Origin of the sequence: Pseudomonas donghuensis (assembly GCF_000696345.2) — a bacterium.
Lineage (GTDB): Bacteria > Pseudomonadota > Gammaproteobacteria > Pseudomonadales > Pseudomonadaceae > Aquipseudomonas > Aquipseudomonas donghuensis.
In genome coordinates this window covers 4,361,313-4,386,564 of the sequence record NZ_CP071706.1, presented here as the reverse complement: position 1 = coordinate 4,386,564, position 25,252 = coordinate 4,361,313, and the positions used below count along the sequence as shown (strand labels likewise).

28 protein-coding genes and 1 riboswitch are annotated in these 25,252 nt (G+C 64.5%); of the genes, 22 read left to right on the top strand and 6 right to left on the bottom strand.

The window, feature by feature from the left end; all coding sequences use genetic code 11:
- Positions 1 to 69 precede the first annotated feature (69 nt).
- The 3 genes from relA to BV82_RS20400 all read left to right on the top strand — a co-directional run bounded on the left by relA (position 70) and on the right by BV82_RS20400 (position 3,781).
- Entirely contained in the window at positions 70 to 2,310 is a 2,241-nt protein-coding gene (gene relA, locus BV82_RS20410; RefSeq protein WP_010220367.1) for a GTP diphosphokinase, read from the top strand.
- Between the two features lie 77 nt (positions 2,311 to 2,387).
- Positions 2,388 to 3,218, top strand: a complete 831-nt coding sequence (mazG, locus tag BV82_RS20405; protein ID WP_010220366.1) for a nucleoside triphosphate pyrophosphohydrolase — start codon at positions 2,388 to 2,390, stop codon at positions 3,216 to 3,218.
- Between the two features lie 23 nt (positions 3,219 to 3,241).
- The gene (locus BV82_RS20400) at positions 3,242 to 3,781 is read left to right on the top strand and encodes a DUF2058 domain-containing protein (RefSeq protein ID WP_010220365.1); all 540 of its coding nucleotides are present in this window, start codon (positions 3,242 to 3,244) and stop codon (positions 3,779 to 3,781) included.
- Between the two features lie 45 nt (positions 3,782 to 3,826).
- Here BV82_RS20400 and BV82_RS20395 read toward each other — a convergent pair whose 3' ends face one another.
- The 4 genes from BV82_RS20395 to purM form a co-directional block, all read right to left on the bottom strand.
- Positions 3,827 to 4,009, bottom strand: coding sequence for a hypothetical protein (locus BV82_RS20395; RefSeq protein ID WP_010220364.1), 183 nt, complete (start codon positions 4,007 to 4,009; stop codon positions 3,827 to 3,829).
- A 194-nt stretch (positions 4,010 to 4,203) separates the two neighbouring features.
- Positions 4,204 to 4,914, bottom strand: coding sequence for a DUF3108 domain-containing protein (locus BV82_RS20390; RefSeq protein WP_010220363.1), 711 nt, complete (start codon positions 4,912 to 4,914; stop codon positions 4,204 to 4,206).
- An 8-nt stretch (positions 4,915 to 4,922) separates the two neighbouring features.
- On the bottom strand, positions 4,923 to 5,576 hold the full coding sequence (gene purN, locus BV82_RS20385) for a phosphoribosylglycinamide formyltransferase (protein ID WP_010220362.1): 654 nt from the start codon (positions 5,574 to 5,576) through the stop codon (positions 4,923 to 4,925).
- Positions 5,576 to 6,634 (bottom strand): phosphoribosylformylglycinamidine cyclo-ligase, encoded by a 1,059-nt coding sequence (gene purM, locus BV82_RS20380; RefSeq protein ID WP_010220361.1) that lies wholly within the window; start codon positions 6,632 to 6,634, stop codon positions 5,576 to 5,578. Before purM ends, purN begins: the two co-directional genes overlap by 1 nt.
- A 345-nt stretch (positions 6,635 to 6,979) precedes the next feature.
- Here purM and BV82_RS20375 point away from each other — a divergent pair, with 345 nt between their 5' ends.
- The 6 genes from BV82_RS20375 to BV82_RS20350 all read left to right on the top strand — a co-directional run bounded on the left by BV82_RS20375 (position 6,980) and on the right by BV82_RS20350 (position 12,073).
- Complete coding sequence (locus BV82_RS20375; protein ID WP_036996591.1) at positions 6,980 to 8,029, top strand: DUF2066 domain-containing protein; 1,050 nt, start codon at positions 6,980 to 6,982, stop codon at positions 8,027 to 8,029.
- A gap of 25 nt (positions 8,030 to 8,054) precedes the next feature.
- Positions 8,055 to 9,128 (top strand): AI-2E family transporter, encoded by a 1,074-nt coding sequence (locus BV82_RS20370; protein WP_036996590.1) that lies wholly within the window; start codon positions 8,055 to 8,057, stop codon positions 9,126 to 9,128.
- A 157-nt stretch (positions 9,129 to 9,285) separates the two neighbouring features.
- On the top strand, positions 9,286 to 9,990 hold the full coding sequence (gene hda / locus BV82_RS20365) for a DnaA regulatory inactivator Hda (protein WP_010220358.1): 705 nt from the start codon (positions 9,286 to 9,288) through the stop codon (positions 9,988 to 9,990).
- 115 nt (positions 9,991 to 10,105) lie between these two features.
- Complete coding sequence (locus BV82_RS20360) at positions 10,106 to 10,741, top strand: C40 family peptidase (protein ID WP_036996589.1); 636 nt, start codon at positions 10,106 to 10,108, stop codon at positions 10,739 to 10,741.
- Positions 10,742 to 10,874: 133 nt separating this feature from the next.
- On the top strand, positions 10,875 to 11,408 hold the full coding sequence (locus BV82_RS20355) for a C40 family peptidase (RefSeq protein ID WP_010220355.1): 534 nt from the start codon (positions 10,875 to 10,877) through the stop codon (positions 11,406 to 11,408).
- A 17-nt stretch (positions 11,409 to 11,425) separates the two neighbouring features.
- Positions 11,426 to 12,073, top strand: coding sequence for an O-methyltransferase (locus tag BV82_RS20350; protein ID WP_010220354.1), 648 nt, complete (start codon positions 11,426 to 11,428; stop codon positions 12,071 to 12,073).
- Positions 12,074 to 12,151: 78 nt separating this feature from the next.
- Here BV82_RS20350 and BV82_RS20345 read toward each other — a convergent pair whose 3' ends face one another.
- Together BV82_RS20345 and BV82_RS20340 are read right to left on the bottom strand one after the other, a co-directional pair.
- The gene (locus BV82_RS20345; protein WP_036996588.1) at positions 12,152 to 13,468 is read right to left on the bottom strand and encodes a PQQ-dependent sugar dehydrogenase; all 1,317 of its coding nucleotides are present in this window, start codon (positions 13,466 to 13,468) and stop codon (positions 12,152 to 12,154) included.
- Between the two features lie 68 nt (positions 13,469 to 13,536).
- Entirely contained in the window at positions 13,537 to 14,115 is a 579-nt protein-coding gene (locus BV82_RS20340) for a hypothetical protein (protein ID WP_036996586.1), read from the bottom strand.
- A gap of 148 nt (positions 14,116 to 14,263) precedes the next feature.
- Positions 14,264 to 14,486: riboswitch (cobalamin riboswitch) on the top strand.
- A 164-nt stretch (positions 14,487 to 14,650) separates the two neighbouring features.
- Between BV82_RS20340 and cobO the strand changes: the two genes are divergently transcribed.
- From cobO to BV82_RS26540, 13 genes are all read left to right on the top strand, one after another.
- Positions 14,651 to 15,262: a cob(I)yrinic acid a,c-diamide adenosyltransferase gene (gene cobO, locus BV82_RS20335; protein ID WP_010220352.1), complete on the top strand. Its 612-nt coding sequence runs from the start codon at positions 14,651 to 14,653 to the stop codon at positions 15,260 to 15,262.
- Positions 15,259 to 16,554: a cobyrinic acid a,c-diamide synthase CobB gene (locus tag BV82_RS20330; protein ID WP_036996585.1), complete on the top strand. Its 1,296-nt coding sequence runs from the start codon at positions 15,259 to 15,261 to the stop codon at positions 16,552 to 16,554. The genes cobO and BV82_RS20330 overlap by 4 nt, the downstream gene beginning before the upstream one ends.
- Positions 16,545 to 17,198 (top strand): 5,6-dimethylbenzimidazole synthase, encoded by a 654-nt coding sequence (bluB, locus tag BV82_RS20325; protein WP_162471120.1) that lies wholly within the window; start codon positions 16,545 to 16,547, stop codon positions 17,196 to 17,198. Before BV82_RS20330 ends, bluB begins: the two co-directional genes overlap by 10 nt.
- Positions 17,198 to 18,106, top strand: coding sequence for an adenosylcobinamide-phosphate synthase CbiB (cbiB, locus tag BV82_RS20320; RefSeq protein WP_010220348.1), 909 nt, complete (start codon positions 17,198 to 17,200; stop codon positions 18,104 to 18,106). The genes bluB and cbiB overlap by 1 nt, the downstream gene beginning before the upstream one ends.
- Positions 18,099 to 19,091, top strand: coding sequence for a threonine-phosphate decarboxylase CobD (gene cobD, locus BV82_RS20315; RefSeq protein WP_010220347.1), 993 nt, complete (start codon positions 18,099 to 18,101; stop codon positions 19,089 to 19,091). Before cbiB ends, cobD begins: the two co-directional genes overlap by 8 nt.
- On the top strand, positions 19,088 to 20,542 hold the full coding sequence (locus tag BV82_RS20310) for a cobyric acid synthase (RefSeq protein ID WP_010220346.1): 1,455 nt from the start codon (positions 19,088 to 19,090) through the stop codon (positions 20,540 to 20,542). The genes cobD and BV82_RS20310 overlap by 4 nt, the downstream gene beginning before the upstream one ends.
- A gap of 1 nt (position 20,543) precedes the next feature.
- Positions 20,544 to 21,065, top strand: coding sequence for a bifunctional adenosylcobinamide kinase/adenosylcobinamide-phosphate guanylyltransferase (gene cobU / locus BV82_RS20305; RefSeq protein WP_036996584.1), 522 nt, complete (start codon positions 20,544 to 20,546; stop codon positions 21,063 to 21,065).
- Complete coding sequence (gene cobT, locus BV82_RS20300; RefSeq protein WP_010220344.1) at positions 21,062 to 22,117, top strand: nicotinate-nucleotide--dimethylbenzimidazole phosphoribosyltransferase; 1,056 nt, start codon at positions 21,062 to 21,064, stop codon at positions 22,115 to 22,117. The genes cobU and cobT overlap by 4 nt, the downstream gene beginning before the upstream one ends.
- Positions 22,114 to 22,683, top strand: coding sequence for an alpha-ribazole phosphatase family protein (gene cobC / locus BV82_RS20295; RefSeq protein ID WP_036996583.1), 570 nt, complete (start codon positions 22,114 to 22,116; stop codon positions 22,681 to 22,683). Before cobT ends, cobC begins: the two co-directional genes overlap by 4 nt.
- 1 nt (position 22,684) lies before the next feature.
- The gene (locus BV82_RS20290; protein WP_036996582.1) at positions 22,685 to 23,413 is read left to right on the top strand and encodes an adenosylcobinamide-GDP ribazoletransferase; all 729 of its coding nucleotides are present in this window, start codon (positions 22,685 to 22,687) and stop codon (positions 23,411 to 23,413) included.
- 50 nt (positions 23,414 to 23,463) lie between these two features.
- A complete protein-coding gene (locus tag BV82_RS20285) occupies positions 23,464 to 23,868 on the top strand; it encodes a MarR family winged helix-turn-helix transcriptional regulator (protein WP_010220341.1) in 405 nt (134 codons plus the stop codon).
- A gap of 62 nt (positions 23,869 to 23,930) precedes the next feature.
- Complete coding sequence (locus BV82_RS20280; RefSeq protein ID WP_010220339.1) at positions 23,931 to 25,133, top strand: MFS transporter; 1,203 nt, start codon at positions 23,931 to 23,933, stop codon at positions 25,131 to 25,133.
- Positions 25,130 to 25,252, top strand: coding sequence for a hypothetical protein (locus BV82_RS26540; protein ID WP_257792352.1), 123 nt, complete (start codon positions 25,130 to 25,132; stop codon positions 25,250 to 25,252). The genes BV82_RS20280 and BV82_RS26540 overlap by 4 nt, the downstream gene beginning before the upstream one ends.

Below are 25,252 nucleotides of genomic sequence, written 5' to 3'. Positions count from 1 at the left end.
GGTCCGGCAGGGGCAGCACCAGTGATTTCAAGCGCATCGCGAATGCGCTGTAGGGAAAGGTAAACAAAGATGGTACAGGTGAGAGTGCACCAGCCGGTCAATACCGACGGCAGTATCAATCTCGAAGCATGGCTGGATCATGTGGTGAGCGTCGACCTGGCGCTGGACCGGGAGGCCCTCAAGGCCGCCTGCGAGTTCGCCCAGGACGTCGAGAAGAAGGGCAACCCGGCCAAGCATTCCTGGGCCGATGGTACGTCGAGTTTTCAGGCCGGCCTGGAAATCGCCGAAATCCTCGCCGACCTCAAGCTCGACCAGGACTCGCTGGTTGCCGCGGTCATCTACCGCGCCGTGCGCGAAGGCAAGGTAACCCTGGCTGAAGTCGGCCAGCGCTTTGGCCCGGTGGTCTCCAAACTGATCGACGGTGTGCTGCGCATGGCCGCCATCAGTGCCAGCCTCAGCCCGCGCCAGTCGCTGGTGCTGGGCTCCCAGGCGCAGGTCGAGAACTTGCGCAAGATGCTCGTGGCCATGGTCGACGATGTCCGTGTGGCATTGATCAAGCTGGCCGAACGTACCTGCGCGATCCGCGCGGTCAAGGGCGCCGACGACGAGAAGCGCAACCGCGTCGCCCGCGAAGTGTTCGATATCTATGCGCCGCTGGCCCATCGCCTGGGTATCGGTCATATCAAGTGGGAGCTGGAAGACCTGTCCTTCCGCTACCTCGAACCCGACCAGTACAAGCAGATTGCCAAGCTTTTGCATGAACGCCGGCTGGACCGCGAGCGCTTTATCAGCGACGTGATGAGCCAACTGCAGAACGAGCTGCTGGCCACCGGCGTCAATGCCGATATCAGCGGCCGGGCCAAGCATATCTATTCGATCTGGCGCAAAATGCAGCGCAAGGGCCTGGAATTCAGCCAGATCTACGACGTGCGCGCGGTGCGCGTGCTGGTCCCGGAAATGCGCGACTGCTACACCGCGCTGGGCATCGTCCACACCCTCTGGCGGCACATCCCCAAAGAGTTCGACGACTACATCGCCAACCCCAAGGAGAACGGCTACCGCTCGTTGCACACGGCGGTGATCGGCCCTGAGGGCAAGGTGCTCGAGGTGCAGATCCGTACCCATGCCATGCACGAAGAGGCCGAGCTCGGCGTCTGCGCGCACTGGCGTTACAAGGGCACCGACGTCAAATCCAGCTCCAACCACTACGAGGAGAAAATCTCCTGGTTGCGTCAGGTGCTGGAATGGCACGAAGAACTGGGGGACATCGGCGGCCTGGCCGAACAGTTGCGCGTCGATATCGAGCCGGACCGGGTCTACGTGTTCACCCCGGATGGCCACGCCATCGACCTGCCCAAGGGCGCCACGCCGCTGGACTTCGCCTACCGGGTGCACACCGAGATCGGCCATAACTGCCGCGGGGCGAAGATCAACGGCCGTATCGTGCCGCTCAACTACAGCTTGCAGACCGGTGAGCAGGTCGAGATCATCACCAGCAAGCACGGTAACCCCAGCCGCGACTGGCTGAACTCGAACCTGGGCTATGTCACCACCTCGCGGGCGCGGGCGAAGATCGTCCACTGGTTCAAGTTGCAGGCCCGCGACCAGAACGTCGCCGCCGGCAAGACCCTGCTCGAGCGCGAACTCAACCGCCTGGGCCTGCCGCAGGTCGACTTCGAGCGCCTGGCGGAAAAAGCCAACCTGCGCACCGCCGAGGACATGTTTGCCTCGCTGGGCGCCGGTGACTTGCGCCTGGCGCACCTGGTCAACGCCGCCCAGCAACTGGTGGAGCCGGAGCGCAGCGACCATGTCGAGCTGGTGCCACGCAAGGCCACCGGCTACAAGCCGGGCAAGCGTGGCGACATCCAGATCCAGGGTGTCGGCAACCTGCTGACGCAGATGGCCGGTTGCTGCCAGCCGTTGCCGGGCGATGCGATCGTCGGCTACATCACCCAGGGCCGCGGCGTCACCATCCACCGCCAGGATTGCGCCTCGGTGCTGCAACTGGCCGGGCGCGAGCCGGAGCGGATCATTCAGGTCAGCTGGGGCCCGGTGCCGGTGCAGACCTATCCGGTGGATATCATCATCCGTGCCTACGATCGTCCGGGCTTGTTGCGTGACGTTTCCCAGGTCCTGCTCAACGAGCGGATCAACGTGCTGGCGGTCAACACCCGCTCGAACAAGGAAGACAACACCGCATTGATGTCGCTGACCATCGAGATCCCTGGCCTGGATGCCCTCGGGCGCTTGCTGGGGCGGATCTCGCAGCTGCCGAACATCATCGAGACGCGGCGTAACCGTACGCCGTAAGACTGCTATCGCGGGTCAAGCCCGCTCCCACAGCATCCTCTGTGGGAGCGGGCTTGACCCGCGATAAGGAACCCAAGATGTATACCCTAGACGACCTGCTCCACCTCATGGCCCGCCTGCGCGACCCGCAGCACGGCTGCCCCTGGGATCTCAAGCAGACTTACGCGACCATCGTCCCCTACACCCTCGAAGAAGCCTACGAAGTGGCCGACGCCATCGAACGCAGCGACTTCGAGCACCTGCAGGGAGAACTCGGCGACCTGTTGTTCCAGGTGGTCTACTACAGCCAGCTGGCACGGGAAGAGGGCCGCTTCGAATTCGACGGCGTGGTCGACAGCATTACCCGCAAGCTGATCCGCCGTCACCCGCACGTGTTCCCTAACGGTGAGCTCTACGCCGCGCTCGACACGCCCAAGCTCGACGACACCCAGGTCAAGCAGCGCTGGGAAGAAATCAAGGCCCAGGAGCGCGCCGAGAAGGGCGAGCCCGAGCAGTTGTCGTTGCTCGATGATGTGCCGGCAGCCTTGCCGGCGTTGTCGCGGGCGGCCAAACTGCAAAAGCGCGCGGCCCAGGTCGGTTTCGACTGGCCGGATGCCTTGCCGGTGCTCGACAAGGTCCGTGAAGAGCTCGATGAAGTGCTCCAGGCCATGGCCGACGACGACAGCGTGGCCCTCGCCGATGAGCTCGGTGACCTGTTGTTCGCAGCAGTGAATCTGGCCCGGCACCTTAAGGTCGACCCGGAAAACGCCCTGCGCGGGGCCAACAAAAAGTTTGAACGACGTTTCCGTTTTATCGAACAGGCATTGCGCGACATAGGCCGTCCGATCGAAGATTGCACCCTCGAAGACATGGACGCGCTCTGGGGCGAAGCCAAACGTCAGGAAAAGAACCTGCCCAGCTGCGGCTGAGCTGTTGCATAAGTGAGTGAACGATGAGCCTTTCCCTTCGCGACCAATTGCTCAAGGCCGGTCTGGTCAACCAGAAACAGGTCAAGCAGGTCAGTAAAGAACAGAAGAAACAAAAGCGCCTGGAGCACAAAGGCCAGGTCGAAGTCGACGATACCCAGCAGCGGCTGGCCAAGGAAGCCATGGCCGAGAAAGCCAAGCGCGACCAGGAGCTCAACCGCCAGCAGCAGGAGAAGGCCGAGCAGAAGGCCCGCGCCGCCCAGGTCAAGCAATTGATCGAGGTCTCGCGCCTGCCCAAGCTGACCACCGAGGACTACTACAACTTCGTCGACGACAAGAAGGTCAAGCGCCTGTCGGTCAACGCCCTGATGCGCAGCAAGCTGAGCAGCGGCTCACTGGCCATCGTTGCCCATGCTGGCGGTTATGAAGTGATCCCCCGTGAGGCGGCGCTGAAGATCCAGGAGCGCGACCCACAGCGTATCGTCCTGCTCAACACCCAGGTTGAAGAGCCGGATGCCGACGATCCGTACGCGGCCTACGTGATCCCTGACGATCTGATGTGGTAATAACGACAAACCCCGCTTCGGCGGGGTTTGTTTTTTTGCATGGGGTTATTGCTGTTGCCGTCTGGTCTCGAGGTATTCCAGCTCGATGCGGTAGCTGTGGGCCTCGTGCTCGTTGTGGAACATGCCGACCAGCTCGCCCTGCTGATGCACATCCCAGATGCGCACGCCTGCAGCCAGGCCTTCGTGAGACATTTTGCTTTCGTCGCGCTCAGTTACTTTGACAGTCATCTGCAAACTCCACTTTCAGTTAACTGCGGCACCGTGTCGCAGGTCTCTTTTATAGAATTTGTTAGCAGGCTAAGTAAATGACTGGCGCATGAAACATCTTTCACGTAGGCGCGGGCTCTTGGGGCTGACTGGCCAAGGGCAATAAAAAACCCCGCACCAGGCGGGGTTTCGGTTGCTACCAGCAATCAGGGCTATCAGTTGCCCTTGACCGCCTTGCCATCGACCGTACCGTCCTGCAGCACGATCACGTACTCCTTGCCGTCCGTTTCGACCTGACGCAGTTGTACCAGCAGGTAGTCCCAGTCCTTGGCGAACCACAGTTCGGTGATGCGCTTGCTCTGGCTCGGGTCGCGCACGCGCTCGACCTTGATGGCTTCGACCTGGCCGGTCTTGGTGGTGACCTTTTCCGTACCCAGGACACGGAAGTCGTAGGTATCGATCTCGTCGCCATCGACCACCTGGTAGCTCACGCTCTTCTTGCCCGCTGCCACGTCGTGCTGCAGGGCCAGTTGATAGGTGGACTTGTCCAGCACGCCGCGGTTGAGCGGCAGGTTGATCGCGTCGCCGCGGTCAGTGCCGGTGATCTTCTTGCTGTTCCAGTCGAAATCCAGATCGACCTTCTTGGCCTTGCCCAGGCCGCCACGTTCGAAGTGGTAGGTCTGAGGCAGCAGGGTGTCCTTGTCCAGGCGCAGGGTACTTTGCTCAGTCAGGCTGGCGATCATCATCGACGCCTTGAAATTGAGGTTCCAGGTACCGTTGGCGTTCTTTTCCAGGCTGCGCTCGGCAGTGCCGCTCATGGGCAGCTGCTTCCAGTCGGCGGTGTAGCTGGCCGAGAACGGCTTCAGATCGGCTGCCTGCAGCGGCAAGGCGAGCACGGCGAGAGCGAAGAGCAGGGCACGACGCATAATTTCTCCTAGGGTCGAATCAAGTGGCCGCTGGCCGCCAGAGGCTGGCCATCCAGTAGAGCACCGTGTTCGCCCAGGCGCAAACGGCCCTCGGCAAACCAGCGCACCGCCAGCGGATAGATCAGGTGTTCCTGGCTGTGAACCCGCTGTGCCAGACGTTCTGGCGTGTCATCCAACTCTACCGGTATTACTGCCTGTACGACCAGCGGCCCGCCATCGAGTTCCTCGGTGACGAAGTGCACGCTGCAGCCATGCTCGGCATCGCCGGCCTCGAGCGCCCGTTGATGGGTGTGCAGGCCTTTGTACTTGGGCAGCAGGGAAGGGTGGATGTTCAGCAGGCGGCCCTGGTAGTGACGGACGAAACCGGCACTGAGGATGCGCATGAAGCCGGCCAGTACCACCAGCTGCGGCTGGTAGCCATCGATCAGCTCGACCAGCGCCGTGTCGAACGCCTCGCGGCCGTCAAAGGCCTTGTGGTCGAGCACGGCGGTGGCGATGCCGGCGTCTTTGGCGCGCTGCAGGCCATAGGCGTCGGCGCGGTTGGAGATGACCGCGCAGATCCGCACCGGGCTGTCGCCGGTGCGGGTGTTGTCGATCAACGCTTGCAGGTTGCTGCCGGTGCCGGACAACAGCACCACGACATCACAGGTCGTGCTCGGCATCAGTGCGCCTTGACGTTCTTCAGCTCGACCTGGGCAGCGCCTTCGGCGGCTACGCCGATCTGGCCGATCACCCATGGCTGCTCGCCGGCTTCACGCAGGACGTTCAGGGCGTTGTCGACCTGGTCCTGGGCAACGCAGATGACCATGCCGACGCCGCAGTTCAGCACGCGGTGCATTTCGTGCTCGTCGACGTTGCCTTGCTGCTGCAGCCAGTTGAATACCGCCGGGCGTTCCCAGCTGGCCACGTCAACCACGGCCTGGGCGCCTTTTGGCAGCACCCGTGGAATGTTGTCGAGCAGACCGCCACCAGTGATGTGGGCCATGGCCTTGACCGCACCGGTGTCCTTGATCAGCTTGAGCAGCGGCTTGACGTAGATGCGGGTCGGGGCCATCAGCAGTTCGGTCAGCGGTTTGCCGTCGAGCTGTACGGTTTCGATATCGGCGCCGGAGACTTCGATGATCTTGCGGATCAGCGAGTAGCCGTTGGAGTGCGGGCCGGACGATGGCAGGGCGATCAGGGCGTCGCCGGTGGCAACCTTGGAGCCGTCGATGATTTCGGCTTTTTCCACCACGCCGACGCAGAAACCGGCCAGGTCGTAGTCTTCGCCTTCGTACATGCCTGGCATTTCAGCGGTTTCACCGCCGACCAGGGAGCAGCCAGCCAGTTCGCAGCCAGCGCCGATACCGGTAACCACGGTGGCGGCAACGTCGACATTCAATTTGCCGGTGGCGTAGTAGTCGAGGAAGAACAGCGGCTCGGCACCACAGACCACCAGGTCGTTGACGCACATCGCGACCAGGTCCTGGCCGATGCTGTCGTGCTTGTTCAGGTTCAGCGCCAGACGCAGCTTGGTGCCGACGCCGTCGGTACCGGAGACCAGAACCGGCTGCTTGTAGCCGGCCGGGATTTCGCAGAGGGCGCCAAAACCGCCCAGGCCGCCCATGACTTCCGGGCGCGCCGTGCGCTTGGCAACGCCTTTGATGCGTTCGACCAATGCTTCACCGGCGTCGATGTCTACACCGGCGTCCTTGTAGCTCAGGGAGGGTTGCTTGCTCATGATCCAGGCCTTTAGGGGGAGGGATTCGGGGGAATCGACCGTGACCTGCCAGGCAAGGCGGAGGGAAATCCGGCTGCCCGACCGTCGCCGGTCTGCGAAGGCGCGCGATTTTATCAGGGTTGCCCGGTAGCGGCCATCCTCAGGCCGACGGGCAGAGCTATTATCTGGCTAAAAATACGCTTTAACAGTGCGCGACTGGTTGCCACGGCGCAGGCTGTATAAGGTATAGCAAAGGCGATGGGCACAATTTAGTGCTCGCGGTTGAATGATTTGCCGGGGGCTGCGGTCTGAGCTGCATCCGTTTGTTGAGCCCACGCTTCTTTATTTTCAGGACAGGAATCCTTCATGCGTTTGCGTAATTACCTGGCCGCCAGCTGTCTGGCCCTGTTCGGCCTCTCGGCTCAGGCCGAAACCCTCTCCGGCCTGTACCAGGTCCGCGAACCGGTCAGCGGTCAGGGCGCCGATGCCCGTACCCAGGCCACCGAAAAAGCCCTCGAGACCCTGGTGTTGCGCCTGACCGGCGATGCCAAGGCGGCGCAAAGCCCGGGCCTGGCGGCACTGCGTAAAGATCCGCAACAAATCATCAGTCAGTTCGGTTTCGAGGCTGGTCCGCCGGAAACCGTGCTGGTCGACTTCGACCCGGGCAGTACCGAGCGCGCCTTGCGCCAGGCTGGCTTGGCCCTGTGGGGTAACAACCGGCCATCGATCCTCGGTTGGTGGTTGAACGACAGCGCCGAAGGCTCGAGCCTGGTTGGCGACGGCCAGGGCAGTGCCGAACCGCTGCGTCGTGCCGCCCAGCATCGCGGCTTGCCGCTGCGCTTGCCACTGGCCGATTTGCAGGAACAACTGGTGGCCACCGGCAAGAACCTTGAAGGCACAGACCCGGCGCCGCTGCGTGAGGCTTCCGAGCGTTATGGCGCCGATGCCTTGCTGGCGGTGCACGCCAGCGAAGCCGATGGCAAATGGCAGGGTAAATGGCGCCTGTGGTTGGGTGAGCAACGCGAGCAGGGCACTGCCGAAGGCGCTGATCAGGCTGCCCTGGCCGATGCGGTGATGCTTGCGGTCAGTAGCCGCCTGGCTCCGCGTTTTGTGGCCCGTCCAGGCGCCAGCAGCGATATGCAGGTGCAGGTCCAGGGCATGACCCTGGAGCGCTATGCCGAACTGGGGCGGGTGCTCGAGCCCTACGGTGCACGCCTGAAGGCCGTGCAGGGCGATACCCTGACCTACCAGGTCACTGGCAACAGCGATCAGCTGCGCGCGCAACTGGGCCTGGCCAAATTGCAGGAACTGCCGCCCGAAGCGCCAGCGACACCTGCCGCCGTCGATCCGGCCCACCCCGGGGCAACCCAGGCTGCGGCTGCGCAAGCCTTCAACGGGTTGCGTTTCCGTTGGTAAACCCTGACCTGGCCGGGAGCCGTTCATGACTGATACACGCCGCTGGGTATGGGTAGGCGGGGCGCTGCTGTGCGCGGCCTTGCTCTATTGGCTGCACCCGATTCTTTCGCCGTTTCTGGTCGGCATCCTGCTGGCCTACCTGGCCGACCCGCTGGTCGATCGCTTGGAGCGCGCCGGCCTGTCGCGCACCTGGGGCGTGGTGGTGGTCTTTACCCTGTTCACCCTGCTGTTGACCGTGTTGCTACTGGTGCTGGTGCCGATGCTGGCCAAGCAACTGGTGCGCCTGTACGAGCTGGCGCCGCAGATGCTCGACTGGCTGCAGCATGTGGCCTTGCCCTGGGTGCAGGCGCGCCTGGGCCTGGCCGACGGTTTCTGGAAGTTCGACAAGATCAAGGCCGCCATCAGCGAGCACATGGGCCAGACCACCGACATCGTCGGGATCATCCTGTCCCAGGCCACGGCTTCGGGCCTGGCCCTGATCGGTTGGCTGGCCAACCTGGTGCTGATTCCGGTGGTGAGCTTCTACCTGTTGCGCGACTGGGACCTGATGATGGCCAAGATCCGCAGCCTGCTGCCGCGTCAGCGCGAGGAGCGGGCGGTGGCGCTTGCCGGTGAATGTCACGAGGTGCTCGGCGCCTTCGTCCGTGGCCAGCTGTTGGTGATGCTGGCCCTGGGGATCATCTATGCCTCGGGGTTGATGCTGGTGGGCCTGGAGCTTGGCCTGTTGATCGGCCTGCTGGCGGGCCTGGCGGCGATCGTGCCGTACATGGGCTTCATCATCGGTATCAGCGCGGCGATGATCGCCGGGCTGTTCCAGTTCGGTGGCGCCCCTTATCCATTGCTTGGTATCGCTGCCGTGTTCATGGTCGGCCAGGCGCTCGAAGGCATGGTGCTGACGCCGCTGCTGGTGGGTGACCGTATCGGCTTGCACCCGGTGGCGGTGATTTTCGCGATTCTCGCCGGTGGCGAAATGTTCGGCTTTACCGGGGTGCTGCTGGCCCTGCCGGTGGCGGCGGTGATCATGGTGCTGCTGCGCCATGTGCATGACCTGTATAAAGAGTCGGATATTTACGCCGGCGAAATCGACCCGGATCTCTAGCTTGATAGCACCTGGCTTGTATTGGCGCTTGTACGCTTATGCAAGCCTTTGATTTTACTTGTGGTCTGCGCCGATTGTGCGACCGGCGCCACGGGTATAAACTTTGCAGACTTTTCACAAAAGGCCCCTTGCGGTTCCCCGGAACTGCCCAGCCAGCATGAAACCGATCCAGTTGCCCCTGGGTGTGCGTCTGCGTGATGACGCCACCTTCATCAACTACTATCCGGGTGCCAACGCCGCCGCTTTGGGCTACGTCGAGCGACTCTGCGAAGCCGACGCCGGCTGGACCGAAAGCCTGATCTACCTGTGGGGCAAGCAAGGTGTAGGCCGTACCCACCTGCTGCAGGCTGCCTGCCTGCGCTTCGAGCAACTGGGGGAGCCGGCGGTCTACCTGCCCCTGGCGCAATTGCTCGACCGCGGCGTCGAACTGCTCGACAACCTCGAGCAGTACGAACTGGTTTGCCTCGACGACCTGCACGTGATTGCCGGCAAGCCGGAGTGGGAGGAGGCCATGTTCCACCTCTTCAACCGCCTGCGCGACAGTGGCCGGCGCCTGCTGCTGGCCGCCTCCAGCTCGCCCCGCGAACTGCCGATCAAACTGGCTGACCTGAAGTCGCGCCTGACCCTGGCACTGATCTTCCAGATGCGTGCGCTGTCGGATGAAGACAAGCTGCGCGCCCTGCAATTACGCGCTTCGCGCCGTGGCCTGCACCTGACCGACGAGGTCGGGCACTTCATTCTCACCCGTGGTACCCGCAGCATGAGTGCATTGTTCGACCTGCTCGAGCGCCTCGATCAGGCCTCGTTGCAGGCTCAGCGCAAGCTCACCATCCCGTTTTTGAAAGAAACGTTGGGCTGGTAAGGCAGGGGCTAGAGCCTCGGCACATAAAAGTCACATTTTTTTCGATTGAATTTGCAAATCGATGCGATAGAAGGCATAGTCTCGGCTTCTTTAAATTCCAGACACGGTCGTGCCCATGCTAAATCGCTTCGCACCCCTCGTGCCCCTCGCACTCGTGACCCTGCTTTTTGGCTGCGCGACCACCGGTCCCGTATCGCAGCAGCAGGTTCAGCAGCAACCGGTTTCCGCTCAGGTTTCGACCAAGTCCTCCGTCCAGGCGACGCTCGAGGAAGAGCTGGCCACCGAAGCAGAGCTGCAAGATTTCGCCAGCAGCAAGCCTTACCAGCTGCCAGCCCTGGCCGACAACATTCTCGAGCGCGGCATGTCGCTGATCGGTACCCGCTACCGTTTCGGTGGTACCTCCGAGAACACCGGCTTTGATTGCAGCGGCTTCATCGGCTACCTGTTCCGCGAAGAAGCCGGCCTCAACCTGCCGCGCTCCACCCGCGAAATGATCAACGTCAAGGCCCCGCTGGTTGCTCGCAACAACCTCAAGCCAGGCGACCTGCTGTTCTTCAGCACCAATGGTCGCGGGCGCGTCAGCCACGCCGGGATTTACCTCGGTGACGACCAGTTCATCCACTCCAGCAGCCGCCGCAGCGGTGGTGTGCGCATCGACAAGCTCGGTGATCGCTACTGGAGCAAGACCTTCATCGAAGCCAAGCGTGCACTGGCCATGGCTCCGGCCGCGACCACCATTTCGCGCAACTGATCCTTCGACAGGTTCGACCACGGCGACGCAGCTGAAAAGCTCGTCGCCGTGCGTGTTTACAGAAAGCGTCTAATCTAAACTCTCAACTCTTTTCGGCTCTGGCCGGAGCGGCTTCAGACAGGATGTTCTGACCATGGCGATGATGGCGCGCTTCGCGGTACTTTCCCTCGCGGCACTGCTTGGTGCCTGCTCAAGCCATGCCCCGGCCCCGCGTAAAGTGGTCGAGCCTGCGGTGATGGCGCCGCAAGTGTACTTCTCCCCGGTTGCCGAAGACGTGTTGTTCCGTGCCCTGGGCCTGGTCGGCACGCCTTACCGCTGGGGCGGCAATACCCCGGATTCGGGTTTCGATTGCAGTGGCCTGATTGGCTATGTGTATCGCGATGCCGCCGGTATCTCGCTGCCCCGTTCGACCCGCGAAATGATCGGCATCCGTGCGCCGAGCATCGAGCGCAACGAGCTGCAATCCGGTGACCTGGTGTTCTTCGCCACCAATGGTGGATCGCAAGTCAGCCATGCCGGTATCTATGTCGGCGAGGGGCGCTTCGTCCATGCCCCGGCCACCGGTGGAACGGTGCGCCTGGACTACCTGTCCAACAGTTACTGGCAAAAAACCTACCTGAACGCCAAGCGCGTCCTGCAGCCGGCACACCTGGCGCGTAACCCCTGACTTTCGCGAGGTAGACGATGACCGCTCAGACGCTCTACCTCGACGACCCGCTCTACCACTACCTGCAAAGCGTATCGCTGCGCGAATCGCCCTTGCTCGCCCGCTTGCGTGCCGAAACCCAGGCCTTGCCTGAAGCGCGCTGGCAGGTGGCGCCGGAGCAGGGCCAGTTGCTGGCGCTGCTGGTGCGCCTGATCGGCGCCCAGCGGATCATCGAGGTGGGCACGTTCACCGGCTACAGCGCCTTGTGCATGGCCCAGGCCATGGCGCATGGGCAGTTGCTCTGTTGCGACCTTGAAGGCAGCTATAACGCCGTGGCCTGGCGCTACTGGCAGGAGGCCGGAGTCGCTGAGCGCATTGAACTACGCCTGGCACCCGCCTTGCAAACCCTGGCGACACTGCCGTCAGAACGCTATGACCTGATCTTCATCGATGCCGATAAGGCCAATTACCCGCAGTACCTGGAAGAGTCCCTGCGCTTGCTGCGTACTGGCGGGCTGGTGCTGTTCGACAACACCTTGTGGAGCGGACGGGTGCTTGAGAAAAAGCCGGACAGCGAAGACACCCGGGCCATCCAGGCACTGAACCACAAGCTCAAGGATGACCCGCGGGTGGACCTGTCGATGCTGCCGATTGGCGATGGCTTGACCTTGTGCCGCAAGCGCTGAGAGGGCGCAGGGTAATAGTGCATGCGATCTGTGTGGGAGCCGGCCTTGCCGGCGATGGGCCGCATAGCGGCCTCCGGATCACTTGGCCTTGCTCACCCGCCAGATCTTGTTGCCCACATCATCAGCCACCAGCACGCCACCACGCTGGTCATTGATCACCCCCACCGGCCGGCCCATGGCCTTGCCCTCGTCATTGAGAAACCCGCTCAGCAGGTCAATCGGTTTGCCTGCGGGCCTGCCAGCGGTGCTGAAGGGCACGAAGATCACCTTGTAGCCACTGTGCGGCTTGCGGTTCCATGAGCCATGCTGGCCGATGAATGCGCCTTGCTCGAACGGCGGCGGCAGCACGCCGGGCTCGGCAAAGGTCAGGCCCAGCGAAGCCGTATGCGGGCCAACGGCATAGTCCGGGGCGATGGCGCTGGCCACCAGGTTCGGGTCGGAAGGGGTGACCCGCTGATCGACGTGCTGACCGAAATAGCTGTAAGGCCAACCATAGAAGCCGCCATCCTTGACTGAAGTGATGTAGTCGGGCACCAGGTCGCTGCCGATCTCGTCGCGCTCGTTGACCGCGGTCCACAGCTGGCCGGTGTGTGGTTCCCACGCCAGGCCGTTGGGGTTGCGCAGGCCAGAGGCGAAGATGCGCTGCTGGCCGCTGGCCGGGTCGATTTCCCAGATCGCCGCACGGCCTTTTTCCTGGTCCATGCCGTTCTCGCCGACATTGCTGTTGGAGCCGACAGTGACGTAGAGCTTCTTGCCATCCCGGCTGGCGATCACGTTCTTGGTCCAGTGATGGTTCAGCGTACCGCCCGGCAGGTCAGCCACCGGCGTGCCGGGGCCGTGGATCGAGGTGGTGCCGGGTTGGTAGTGAAAGCGCAGCAGGCGATCGGTGTCGGCGACGTAAAAGTCATTGCCAACCAGGGCCATGCCGAAGGGCGAATTGAGGTGCTCGATAAAGGTCGTGCGGGTTTCCGCCACGCCGTCATGGTCGCTGTCGCGCAGCAGGCTGATACGGTTGGCACTGGGGACGCCGGCGCCCGCCCGGTCCATGATCTTGCCCACCACCCAGCCACGAATGCCCATGCCGTTATCGGGCTTGGGTGGGGCATTGGTTTCGGCAACCAGGATATCGCCATTGGGCAGGGCATAGAGCCAGCGCGGGTGGTCCAGGCCTTCGGCGAAGGCCACTACCTGGGTGCCGGGGGCGGCCTTGGGCGTCATGCCCAGGGGCCAGCCTATAGCAGGGGCGATGTTGACGGTGGGGATCAGGGTCTTGTTGGGTTCAGGCAACTGCGGCGACGGGCCAACCCCGTCGCTGACATCCAGGCGCGCGTGCTCGCCGCAGCCACTTAACCCCGCGGTCACTGCCAGCAGCAGTGCAATCGGCTTGATACCCATGTCGTTTCCCTCGCAACATTGGCCGCTATTGCCAGTAGAGGCGGGCCAGGCGTGGGAGGTTCCCCGCTTCAGGCCTGCTTGAGCAGCAGGGCGATGCCGGGGTAATACTGGCCGGCTTCGTTGTGCAGCTTGCGGTAAGCGTAGGGGAAGTACCAGGCGATGGCGCAGGCGTTGTGCTTTTGCAGGTCGTCGACCAGGTCCTGCAGCTCTTCGGGGCTGGCGTGCTGGCCGGCTTTCCAGGGGCTGGCGAACAGCGCGGCAACCTTGAGCTGGCTGGGCGCAGCGATCTGCCGGGCGGTGTAAACGGTCTCGGCCAGGGCGTTGTTCAAATCGAGCTTGGCAATCTTTGGCCAGCGCTGGCTGCCTTGCAGGTAGGCGGCTTCTTCGTGGTTGGCGATGTACAGGTCGCAGCGGCCTTCACGATCACCGTCCTCGCGCTGTTTCTTGCTCTGGTGCTGTTGCAGGGTCACCAGCTCGGCTTGCCAGGCGGCGGCCGAGAGCAGGCCGAGGTTGGCCTGGGCGCCGTGCCAGTAGGGCGCCTCGCCATCGCCGAGGGTCTGGTTGAAGCGGTCGATGCAATCAACCCAACGTTCCAGGGCGGGGCGCAGGAACTCCAGGCGCGCGTTATTGATGATCAGGCCTTGCATGCTGCTCTCCCTTATAGTTGTGATCGAGTACAGCCGAAGTTATGGCTATTTGATATCACTGAAGTCAGTGTTACACAAGATGACAAAGGCGCCATTGATCCAGGCCAGTTCAGCGCCTTTCATTGACGCTCCGGGTGCAACCCTCTAACCTTCGCGACTTGTTTCAGGTGCTCTGTGGGCTATGGCCTGGCAGGGTGAAACAGGGAAGCCGGTGGGCGTGCAAGGCGCGCGAATCCGGCGCTGCCCCCGCAACGGTAGGTGAGTCAAGGCCGCGCAGGGCCACTGGGTGTTCAACCCGGGAAGGCGCGCGGTCCCGGGTGTTCATGGCCCCGCTCACAAGCCCGGAGACCGGCCTGTAACAGCCAACGGCATCACGGAGGGTGATGCGCGGTTCCTCCGGCCTGTGCCGCAGCCCTGCGCGTTTTCCGTCTGCCATATCCATTCATCTGTCACGCCGTTTCCTTCGCGATCCTTGAGCAGCCACAGGCTGCCAGGCTCGTTGCGGGCCGGCCGACAGTGGTTTGCGGAGAACCTCATGACTGAATCCACCGAGCGCGACGAACGCCACCTGGCCCGTATGCAGCGCAAGAAGGCCGTCATCGACGAGCGCATCGCCAATTCGCCCAACGAATGCGGCCTGCTGCTGGTGCTCACCGGCAACGGCAAGGGCAAGAGCAGTTCGGCCTTCGGCATGCTTGCCCGGGCCATGGGCCACGGTATGCAGTGCGGTGTGGTGCAGTTCATCAAAGGCCGCAACAGCACCGGTGAGGAGCTGTTTTTCCGCCGTTTTCCCGAGCAGGTGCGCTACCACGTGATGGGCGAGGGCTTTACCTGGGAAACCCAGGACCGCCAGCGTGATATCGCCGCCGCCGAAGCCGCTTGGGCGGTGTCGCGGCAGATGCTCCAGGACCCGTCGATCGCCTTCGTGGTGCTCGATGAACTGAACATCGCCCTCAAGCACGGTTACCTCGATCTGGACCAGGTCCTCAGCGACCTGCAGGCGCGCCCGCCGATGCAGCACGTGATCGTCACCGGTCGTGCGGCCAAGGATGAAATGATCGAACTGGCCGACACCGTCACCGAAATGGGCATGATCAAGCACGCTTTCCAGGCCGGTATTCGCGCCCAGAAGGGCGTCGAACTATGAGTGACGCGCGCCATTGCCCGGCGGTATTGATTGCCGCACCGGCCTCCGGCCAGGGCAAGACCACAGTGACCGCCGCGCTGGCGCGCCTGCATCGCAACCAGGGGCGCAAGGTCCGGGTGTTCAAGTGCGGCCCGGATTTTCTCGACCCGATGATCCTTGAGCGCGCCAGCGGTGCGCCGGTGTATCAGCTTGACCTGTGGATGGTCGGCGAGCAGGAAAGCCGCCGGTTGTTGTGGGAAGCGGCGGCTGAGGCCGACCTGATCCTGATCGAAGGGGTCATGGGGTTGTTCGATGGCACGCCATCGAGCGCTGACCTGGCCCGTCATTTTGGCGTGCCGGTGCTGGCGGTGATCGATGGCACGGCCATGGCCCAGACGTTCGGCGCCCTGGCCCTGGGCCTGGCGCGCTATCAGCCGGACCTGCCGTTTGCCGGGGTACTGGCCAACCGCGTCGGTACCCTGCGCCATGCCCAGTTGCTCGAAGGCAGCCTGACCGAAGGCTTGCGCTGGTATGGCGGTCTGTCACGGGAAACCGGCATCGAGCTGCCCAGCCGCCACCTGGGCCTGGTGCAGGCCAGTGAGCTGAACGACCTCGATGCCCGCCTGGATGCGGCTGCCGCCGCCCTGGGTGCCAGTTGCGATGCGGCCTTGCCGCCGGCGGTGAGGTTCGCCGCGCCGACCGAGCGGGCGATCGAGCCCTTGTTGCAGGGTGTGCGCATCGCGGTTGCCCGCGACGAAGCCTTTGCCTTCACCTATGGCGCCAACCTCGACCTGCTGCGGGCCATGGGGGCGCAGCTGGCGTTCTTCTCGCCGCTGCATGATGCCAGCCTGCCGGATGCTGACAGTTTGTACCTGCCCGGTGGTTACCCGGAGCTGCATCACCAGGCGCTGGCGAGCAACACACCGATGCTCGAAGCCATTCGCGCCCACCATCACGCCGGCAAGCCATTGCTGGCCGAATGCGGCGGCATGCTTTACCTGCTCGAGGCCCTTACCGATGTCGGCGGCGAGCGTGCCGAACTGCTCGGCCTGCTGGCCGGCGAGGCGGTGATGCAGAAGCGCTTGGCCGCCCTGGCTCTGCAGGCGGTGGAACTGCCCGAAGGCACCTTGCGCGGGCACACCTACCATCACTCGTTGACCAGCACCGAACTTGAACCGATTGCCCGTGGCCAGAGCCCCAACGGTGGCCGCGGTGCCGAGGCGGTCTATCGCCACGGGCGGCTGACGGCGTCCTACGTGCATTTCTACTTTGCTTCCAACCCCCAGGCGTCGGCGGCGCTGTTGTGTCCATGAACGAACATGCTTTTACCGAAGCCGAACGCGCGGCGGTCTATCGCGCGATCGGCGAGCGCCGTGACATGCGCCATTTCAGCGGCGGCGAAGTCGCCCCTGAACTGCTCGCCCGTTTGCTTGAGGCTGCGCACCAGGCGCCCAGCGTCGGCTTGATGCAGCCCTGGCGGTTTATCCGCATCACTCAACGGGAACTGCGTCAGCGTATCCAGGCCCTGGTGGAAGAGGAGCGGTTGCGTACCGCGCAAGCCCTGGGCGAGCGCTCCGACGACTTCATGAAACTCAAGGTCGAAGGGATCAACGACTGCGCCGAACTGCTGGTCGCCGCGCTGATGGATGAACGCGAAGCGCATATCTTCGGCCGCCGGACCTTGCCGGAGATGGACCTGGCGTCGCTGTCCTGTGCGATCCAGAACCTCTGGCTGGCCGCCCGCGCCGAAGGCTTGGGCATGGGCTGGGTGTCGCTGTTCGAGCCCCAGGCCCTGGCCGAGTTGCTGGGCATGCCGGCCGGCGCCAAGCCGCTGGCGATCCTTTGCCTGGGCCCGGTGCAGGCGTTTTACCCGGCGCCGATGCTGGTGCTCGAAGGCTGGACCACGGCGCGACCGCTGCACGACATGCTGTTTGAAAATCACTGGGGAGAGTCTTGATGAGTGTGGCGTTGCTGACGGTGGCCGGGGTGGCGCTGGATGCGCTGCTGGGCGAACCCAAGCGCCGGCATCCACTGGTGGCCTTCGGGCGCCTGGCCGGGCGTCTGGAGCAACGCTTGAATGCCGGTGGCCGTGGTTGGCGCAGCCATGGTGTCAGCGCCTGGTTCCTGGCGGTGGTGCCGCTGACCTTCGTAGCCATGCTGCTGTCCTGGCTGCCGTACATTGGCTGGCTGGTCGAAGTGCTGGCGTTGTACTGCGCCCTGGGCCTGCGCAGCCTCGGCGAGCACGTGACGCCGGTGGCCGAAGCCTTGCGCCAGGGCGACCTGGAAAAAGCCCGGCAGCGCGTAGGTTATCTGGTCAGCCGCGAAACCCGCGAGCTGGATGAAACCGCCGTGGCCCGCGCCGCCACCGAATCGGTGCTGGAGAACGGCAGCGATGCGGTGTTTGCCGCGCTGTTCTGGTTCGTCGTCGCTGGCGTACCGGGGGTGGTGCTCTATCGCCTGAGCAACACCCTCGACGCGATGTGGGGCTATCGTAATGAACGCTTCGAACGCTTCGGCTGGGCCGCCGCGAAAATCGACGACTTGCTCAACTATATTCCCGCGCGGCTGGTGGCCCTGACCTACGCGCTGCTGGGCAAGACCCGCCTGGCCCTGAGCTGCTGGCGGCGCCAGGCGCCGTTGTGGGACAGCCCCAACGCCGGCCCGGTGATGGCTGCCGGCGCCGGGGCGCTGGGTGTCGAGCTGGGCGGCCCGGCGGTGTACCACGGCGAGCTGCACCAGCGCCCGCAACTGGGCGAAGGCCCGCAGGCCGATGCCGAGGCCATCGAGCGCGGCTGGCGCCTGGTCTGCCAGGGCGTTTGGTTGTGGTTGCTGTTGGTGTGCCTGGGGGCTGAATTCTATGCTTGAACACGGTGGTCGCCTGCAACGCGCAGTGCAGCAGTACGGCATTGCCCGCGAAGACTGGCTGGACCTGTCCAGCGGCATTGCTCCCTGGCCTTATCCAATCCCCGAGATCCCGCTGCGCGCCTGGGCGCGCCTGCCCGAGACCGACGACGGCCTGGAGCGGGCGGCCTGCGAGTATTACCAGGTCGAGCAACTGCTGCCGGTGGCCGGTTCCCAGGCGGCGATCCAGGCCTTGCCGCGTCTGCGCCGCCCCGGCACGGTCGGCGTCCTGTCGCCATGCTACGCCGAACACGCCGAAGGCTGGCGCCGCGCCGGGCACCGGGTGCGCGAATTGCCTGAAGATCAGGTCGATTACTACCTCGACAGCCTCGACGTGCTGGTGGTGGTCAACCCCAACAACCCCAGCGCTCGGTTGATATCTGCCGAGCAACTGTTGGAATGGCACGCGCGCCTGGCTCGCCGGGGCGGCTGGCTGCTGGTCGATGAAGCCTTCATGGACAACACCCCGCAACACAGCATCGCCGCGCATGCCGAGCGCTCCGGGCTGATTGTGCTGCGCTCGTTCGGCAAGTTCTTTGGCTTGGCCGGTGTACGCCTGGGCTTTGTCCTGGCTGAACGTCATCTGTTGCAGCTGCTCGCCGAACAGCTCGGGCCCTGGACCATCAGCGGCCCGACCCGGGTCCTCGGCCAGGCCTGCCTGCTCGATAGCGTCGCGCATCAACAGCAGATTGTTCGCTGCGCCGCTGCCAGCCAGCGTTTGGCCGGGGTACTCAGCGCGGCAGGTTTTGCCCCCCACGGCAGCTGCGACCTGTTCCAGTACCTGGTCACCGATCAGGCGGCGCAACTGCATGAATTCATGGCCCGGCGCGGCATCCTCCTGCGCCTGTTCACCCAGCCGCCCAGCCTGCGCTTCGGCCTGCCGGCCAGCGAGCAGGACTTCCAGCGCCTGGCCCTGGCCTTCAGCGAATACCGCAAGGAACAACCATGACCACCCTGATGGTGCAGGGCACCACCTCCGATGCCGGCAAAAGCACCCTGGTGACCGCGCTGTGCCGCTGGCTGTTGCGCCAGGGCGTTGCGGTGGTGCCGTTCAAACCGCAGAACATGGCGCTTAACAGCGCCGTGACCGCCGAAGGTGGCGAGATCGGCCGGGCCCAGGCGGTCCAGGCCCAGGCGGCCGGCCTGGCGCCGCACACCGACATGAACCCGGTGCTGCTCAAGCCCAACAGCGACACCGGTGCCCAGGTGATCGTCCATGGCCGCGCGGTCACCAGCATGAATGCCGTGGCCTATCACGACTACAAGGCCATCGCCATGCAGGCGGTACTGGCCTCGCACCAGCGCCTGAGCGCGGCCTATCCGCTGGTGATGGTCGAAGGTGCCGGCTCGCCGGCCGAGATTAACCTGCGTGCCGGCGACATCGCCAACATGGGCTTCGCCGAGGCGGTGGACTGCCCGGTGATTCTGATTGCCGACATCAACCGCGGCGGGGTCTTCGCCCATCTGGTCGGCACCCTGGAATTGCTCTCGCCGAGCGAACAGGCACGGGTCCAGGGCTTTGTCATCAACCGTTTTCGCGGTGATATCGCTTTGCTCCAGCCGGGCCTGGACTGGCTCGAAGCACGTACCGGCAAACCGGTGCTGGGCGTGCTGCCCTATGTGCTGGACCTGCACCTGGAAGCCGAAGACGGCATCGACCAGCGCCAGGGCATCAAGGCCGGGCGTCAGCTCAAGGTCATCGTGCCGGTGCTGCCGCGTATCAGCAACCACACCGATTTCGACCCGCTGCGCCTGCACCCGCAGGTCGATTTGCAGTTCATCGGCCCCGGCCAGCCGATTCCGCCGGCCGACCTGATCATCCTGCCTGGCTCCAAGAGCGTACGCGGCGATCTGGCACAGTTGCGTGAGCGCGGTTGGGACGAGGCGATCAGCCGCCACCTGCGTTATGGCGGCAAGGTGCTGGGCATTTGCGGCGGGCTGCAGATGCTCGGCCAGCGTGTGGAAGACCCATTGGGCCTGGAGGGGCCTGCCGGTGCCAGCGATGGCCTGGGGCTGCTGGACTTTGTCACCGTGCTGGAAGCCGAGAAGCAGTTGCGCAATGTCGCTGGCACCCTGCAACTGGAACAGGCAGCCATCAGCGGCTACGAGATTCATGCCGGCGTAACCCAGGGGCCGGCCCTGCAGCGCCCGGCGGTGCAACTGGACGATGGCCGCGCCGACGGCGCCCTCAGTGCCGACGGGCAGATCTTCGCCACCTACCTGCATGGCCTGTTCGAGGCGCCGCATAGCTGCGCCGCGCTGTTGCGCTGGGCTGGGCTGCAGGAGGTAGAGCAAATCGACTATCACGCCCTGCGCGAACGCGACATCGAGCGCCTGGCCGACCTGGTCGAGCAGCATCTGGACACCGCGCGCCTGCGCCAACTCTGCGGACTGAACTGACATGCTCAACCTGATTCTTGGCGGCGCCCGTTCGGGCAAGAGCCGCCTGGCCGAACAGCTGGCCAGCCAGAGCGGCTTGGCGGTCACCTACATTGCCACCAGCGAACCGCTCGATGGCGAGATGAATGCGCGGGTGCAGTTGCACCGCGAGCGGCGTCCGGCCGAGTGGGCATTGATCGAAGAACCGCTGGAACTGGCTCGGGTGCTCTGCGCCACTGCCGGTGCCGAACGTTGCCTGCTGGTCGACTGCCTGACCCTGTGGCTGACCAACCTGTTGATGCTCGACAACCCCGAGTGCCTGGCGGCTGAACGCTCGGCGCTGCTCGACTGCCTGGCGGGCCTGCCGGGCGAAATCATCCTGGTCAGCAACGAAACCGGCCTGGGCGTAGTGCCCATGGGCGAATTGACCCGCCGTTATGTCGATGAAGCCGGCTGGCTGCATCAGGCCATTGCCGAGCGCTGCCAGCGCGTGGTGCTGACCGTCGCCGGCCTGCCACTTACCCTCAAAGGACCTGCACTATGAGTCAAACCTGGTGGCTTGAAGCCTGCCGTCCTGTTGACCAGGCTGTTCGCGAACAGGCCCTGGCGCGTCAACAGCAACTGACCAAGCCGGCCGGTTCGCTGGGCCGCCTGGAGCAACTGGCGGTGCAACTGGCCGGCCTGCAGGGCCAGCTCAAGCCGAGCGTCGAGCAGGTCTGGATCGCCATCTTCGCCGGCGATCACGGCGTGGTCGCCGAAGGCATCTCCGCCTATCCGCAGGCGGTGACCGGGCAGATGCTGCACAACTTCGTCAGCGGCGGCGCCGCTATCAGTGTGCTGGCGCGGCAGTTGAATGCTCAACTGGAAGTGATCGACCTGGGCACCATCGACCTGGCGCTGGAACTGCCGGGTGTGCGCCACCTGCGCGTCGGCCCCGGTACGGCCAACTTCGCCCAGGTGCCGGCGATGACTCACGAACAGGGCCTGCTGGCCCTGCAGGGCGGGCGCGAGAGTGCCTTGCGCGCCGCTGCCAGCGGTGCCCGGCTGTTTATCGGCGGGGAGATGGGCATCGGCAACACCACTGCCGCCAGCGCCTTGGCCTGTGCCTTGCTCGGTTGCCCGGCTACCGAGCTCAGCGGCCCGGGCACCGGCCTGGATGCCGCCGGTGTACGGCACAAGGCCGAGGTCATCGAGCGTGCCCTGAAACAGCACGCGGACCTTGGCGACGACCCGCTGCAACGGCTGTTGTGTTTTGGCGGCTTCGAGATCGCCGCGCTGGTCGGTGCCTACCTGGGGTGCGCCCAGGCCGGTGTCGCGGTGCTGGTGGATGGCTTTATCTGCACCGTCGCCGCCCTGGTAGCCACGCGCATCAACCCGCAGTGTCGTGACTGGCTGCTGTTCGGCCATCGCGGCGCCGAGCCCGGGCATCGCCGGGTGCTTGCCGCGCTCGACGCCGAGCCGCTGCTGGAGCTGGGCTTGCGCCTGGGCGAGGGCAGTGGTGCGGCGTTGGCGGTGCCGCTACTGCGCCTGGCTTGCGACCTGCACGGGCAGATGGCGACCTTCGCCGAAGCCGCGGTTGCGGACCGTCCGGCATGATCATCGACCTGCTGCGCCACGGCGAAACCGAACGGGGCGGCGGCCTGCGCGGCAGCCTCGACGATGCTCTGACCGACACGGGCTGGGCGCAGATGCAGGCGGCGGTGAAGGCTGCGGGGCCCTGGGATGCGCTGGTCAGTTCGCCATTGCAACGCTGCGCACGCTTTGCCGAAGCGTTGGGCACCCAGCTGGACCTGCCGCTGCAACTGGCGCCGGGGCTGCAGGAGCTGCATTTCGGCGAGTGGGAAGGGCGCAGTGCGGCAGACCTGATGCTCACCCACGAAGCCGAACTCGGGCAATTCTGGGCTGACCCTTATGCTTTCACACCGCCAGGCGGCGAGCCCGTGGCGGATTTCTCCGCACGGGTATTGCAGGCCATCAGCGCCTTGCACCAGGGGCATGCCGGCAGGCACTTGCTACTGGTCACTCATGGCGGCGTGATGCGCCTGTTGCTGGCCCGCGCCCGTGGCCTGCCCCGAGAACAATTACTGCAGGTCGAAGTGGCCCATGGCGCCTTGTTTCGCCTTGAGCTGCTGGCCGACGGCAGCCTGCGGGAAGTGCACTGAGATGCTGGCGTTCTGGATCGCCCTGCAGTTTCTCAGCAGCTTGCCGGTGCGCTTGCCGGGCATGCCGGCGCCGGAGCAGATGGGCCGCTCGCTGCTGTTCTACCCATTGGTGGGGCTGTTGTTCGGGGCGCTGCTCTGGGGGCTGAACGCGCTGCTGGCTGGCAGCCCGTTGCTGCTTCATGGTGCTTTGCTGCTCAGTGCCTGGGTGCTGCTCAGCGGTGCCTTGCACCTGGATGGCCTGGCTGACAGCGCCGATGCCTGGCTGGGCGGTTTCGGCGACCGCGAGCGCACCCTGCTGATCATGAAAGACCCACGCAGCGGGCCGATTGCCGTGGTTACCCTGGTGCTGGTGCTGCTGCTCAAGTTCTGTGCCTTGCTGGCGCTGATCGAGCGCGGCGAGGGGCTGCTGCTGTTGCTCGCGCCGTTGATTGGCCGTGCGGCGTTGCTGGGCTTGTTCCTCTGCACGCCGTATGTGCGCAGCGGCGGGCTGGGCCAGGCCTTGGCGGATCACCTGCCGCGTCGGTCGGGCACGCTCGTTTTGCTGCTCAGCGCGCTGGCCTGTGGACTGCTGGCAGGGCTCAAAGGGCTGTGGGCTGTGCTGGTTGCCGCAGCGGTCTTCGCCTGGCTGCGCCGGTTGATGGTCCGTCGTCTGGGCGGTACTACCGGTGATACCGCCGGGGCCATGCTGGAGCTGCTGGAGCTGGCGGTATTGATCGCCCTGGTGCTGTGAGCGGCGAATAAAGGCTTGCAGTTGCCCAGGTGCGGGTATATACACGCATTATGTTGACCAGCGAATGCATCTGCACCCACCTGCGTCGCGCCGCCCGCGGGGTGAGCCGACACTATGACGAAGCCCTCGACGGCTTCGGGATCAATGTTGCGCAGTTTTCCCTGCTACGCCATTTGCGGCGCCTGGACCAACCGAGTATTTCCACCCTGGCCGAGGCCATGGGCCTGGACCGCAGCACCCTGGGGCGCAACCTGCGGGTGCTGGAGGCCGACGGCCTGGTGGCGTTGGCCGAAGGGCAGGACCTGCGCAATCGTATCGTCCTGTTGACCGAGCAGGGCAGGGCCCGCCTACAGGCAGCGGAACCGGCCTGGGAGCAGGCTCAAAGCGATTTGATCAACACCCTTGGCGAGGGCCAGCGCGACGAACTGGTGCGCCTGCTGGAGTTGCTGGCCTGAGCTTTTTACGATTATAAGTGGGTATATACCCGCATAACCTTGCGGCACTGGAGACAACAAAAATGACATCGGTATGGCGAACCAGTGGGTGGATTCTCCTTGGCGCGGCGCTGATCCTGGCGCTGTCGCTGGGCGTGAGGCACGGCTTTGGCCTGTTCCTGGCGCCGATGAGTGCTGACTTTGGCTGGGGCCGTGGCGTGTTCGCCTTCGCCATTGCCTTGCAGAACCTGATCTGGGGCCTGGCCCAGCCGTTTGCCGGCGCCCTGGCCGATCGCCTGGGGGCGGCCAAGGTAGTGATGGTCGGCGGTATTCTCTATGCCGTCGGCCTGGTGCTGATGGGTATGTCCGACTCGGCCCTGACCCTGTCGCTCAGTGCCGGCCTGTTGATCGGTATCGGCCTGTCGGGCACTTCGTTCTCGGTGATCCTCGGCGTGGTCGGCCGTGCCGTACCGGCGCAGAAGCGCAGCATGGCCATGGGTATCGCCAGTGCCGCCGGCTCCTTTGGCCAGTTCGCCATGTTGCCCGGCACACTGGGCCTGATCGGCTGGCTGGGTTGGTCGGCGGCCTTGCTGGTGCTGGGTTTGCTGGTGGCCTTTATCGTGCCGTTGGTAGGGTTGTTGCGCGATCGGCCGTTGCCCAGCGATGGCCATGAGCAGACCCTCGGCCAGGCCCTGCGCGAAGCTTGCTCGCATTCAGGCTTCTGGCTGCTGGCCCTGGGCTTTTTCGTCTGCGGTTTCCAGGTGGTGTTCATTGGCGTGCACCTGCCGGCCTACCTGGTCGACCAGCACCTGCCGGCCACCATCGGCACCACCGTGCTGGCGCTGGTTGGGCTGTTTAATATCGTCGGCACCTACACCGCCGGCTGGCTGGGCGGGAGGATGTCCAAGCCGCGCCTGCTGACCGCCCTGTACCTGTTGCGCGCGGTGGTCATCGTGCTGTTCCTGTGGGCACCGATCACCCCGTTCAGTGCCTATCTGTTCGGTATCGCCATGGGCCTGCTGTGGCTGTCGACCGTGCCCTTGACCAATGGCACCGTGGCCACCCTGTTCGGTGTGCGTAACCTGTCGATGCTGGGTGGGATCGTTTTCCTCTTTCACCAGTTGGGCGCGTTTCTCGGTGGCTGGCTGGGTGGGGTGGTGTATGACCAGACCGGTAACTATGACCTTGTCTGGCAGATTTCCATCCTTCTCAGCCTGCTCGCCGCAGCACTCAACTGGCCGGTACGCGAGCGCCCGGTCGCGCGCTTGCAGGCGCAAGCGGCATGAGCCCTATGGCCATTCGCACCGTGCTCGGCCTCGCCGCCGTGCTGGTGCTGGCGCTGGCCTGGTGGGGCTGGCATGAAGGCGGTCTGGCGTTGATGCAGTTGGGCATGGGCGTGTGCTAG

Coding starts and splice junctions, on each gene's coding strand:
- relA (WP_010220367.1), top strand. CDS start 70: ATGGTACAGGTGAGAGTGCACCAGCCGGTCAATACCGACGGCAGTATC.
- mazG (WP_010220366.1), top strand. CDS start 2,388: ATGTATACCCTAGACGACCTGCTCCACCTCATGGCCCGCCTGCGCGAC.
- BV82_RS20400 (WP_010220365.1), top strand. CDS start 3,242: ATGAGCCTTTCCCTTCGCGACCAATTGCTCAAGGCCGGTCTGGTCAAC.
- BV82_RS20395 (WP_010220364.1), bottom strand. CDS start 4,009: ATGACTGTCAAAGTAACTGAGCGCGACGAAAGCAAAATGTCTCACGAA.
- BV82_RS20390 (WP_010220363.1), bottom strand. CDS start 4,914: ATGCGTCGTGCCCTGCTCTTCGCTCTCGCCGTGCTCGCCTTGCCGCTG.
- purN (WP_010220362.1), bottom strand. CDS start 5,576: ATGCCGAGCACGACCTGTGATGTCGTGGTGCTGTTGTCCGGCACCGGC.
- purM (WP_010220361.1), bottom strand. CDS start 6,634: ATGAGCAAGCAACCCTCCCTGAGCTACAAGGACGCCGGTGTAGACATC.
- BV82_RS20375 (WP_036996591.1), top strand. CDS start 6,980: ATGCGTTTGCGTAATTACCTGGCCGCCAGCTGTCTGGCCCTGTTCGGC.
- BV82_RS20370 (WP_036996590.1), top strand. CDS start 8,055: ATGACTGATACACGCCGCTGGGTATGGGTAGGCGGGGCGCTGCTGTGC.
- hda (WP_010220358.1), top strand. CDS start 9,286: ATGAAACCGATCCAGTTGCCCCTGGGTGTGCGTCTGCGTGATGACGCC.
- BV82_RS20360 (WP_036996589.1), top strand. CDS start 10,106: ATGCTAAATCGCTTCGCACCCCTCGTGCCCCTCGCACTCGTGACCCTG.
- BV82_RS20355 (WP_010220355.1), top strand. CDS start 10,875: ATGGCGATGATGGCGCGCTTCGCGGTACTTTCCCTCGCGGCACTGCTT.
- BV82_RS20350 (WP_010220354.1), top strand. CDS start 11,426: ATGACCGCTCAGACGCTCTACCTCGACGACCCGCTCTACCACTACCTG.
- BV82_RS20345 (WP_036996588.1), bottom strand. CDS start 13,468: ATGGGTATCAAGCCGATTGCACTGCTGCTGGCAGTGACCGCGGGGTTA.
- BV82_RS20340 (WP_036996586.1), bottom strand. CDS start 14,115: ATGCAAGGCCTGATCATCAATAACGCGCGCCTGGAGTTCCTGCGCCCC.
- cobO (WP_010220352.1), top strand. CDS start 14,651: ATGACTGAATCCACCGAGCGCGACGAACGCCACCTGGCCCGTATGCAG.
- BV82_RS20330 (WP_036996585.1), top strand. CDS start 15,259: ATGAGTGACGCGCGCCATTGCCCGGCGGTATTGATTGCCGCACCGGCC.
- cbiB (WP_010220348.1), top strand. CDS start 17,198: ATGAGTGTGGCGTTGCTGACGGTGGCCGGGGTGGCGCTGGATGCGCTG.
- cobD (WP_010220347.1), top strand. CDS start 18,099: ATGCTTGAACACGGTGGTCGCCTGCAACGCGCAGTGCAGCAGTACGGC.
- BV82_RS20310 (WP_010220346.1), top strand. CDS start 19,088: ATGACCACCCTGATGGTGCAGGGCACCACCTCCGATGCCGGCAAAAGC.
- cobU (WP_036996584.1), top strand. CDS start 20,544: ATGCTCAACCTGATTCTTGGCGGCGCCCGTTCGGGCAAGAGCCGCCTG.
- cobT (WP_010220344.1), top strand. CDS start 21,062: ATGAGTCAAACCTGGTGGCTTGAAGCCTGCCGTCCTGTTGACCAGGCT.
- cobC (WP_036996583.1), top strand. CDS start 22,114: ATGATCATCGACCTGCTGCGCCACGGCGAAACCGAACGGGGCGGCGGC.
- BV82_RS20290 (WP_036996582.1), top strand. CDS start 22,685: ATGCTGGCGTTCTGGATCGCCCTGCAGTTTCTCAGCAGCTTGCCGGTG.
- BV82_RS20285 (WP_010220341.1), top strand. CDS start 23,464: ATGTTGACCAGCGAATGCATCTGCACCCACCTGCGTCGCGCCGCCCGC.
- BV82_RS20280 (WP_010220339.1), top strand. CDS start 23,931: ATGACATCGGTATGGCGAACCAGTGGGTGGATTCTCCTTGGCGCGGCG.
- BV82_RS26540 (WP_257792352.1), top strand. CDS start 25,130: ATGAGCCCTATGGCCATTCGCACCGTGCTCGGCCTCGCCGCCGTGCTG.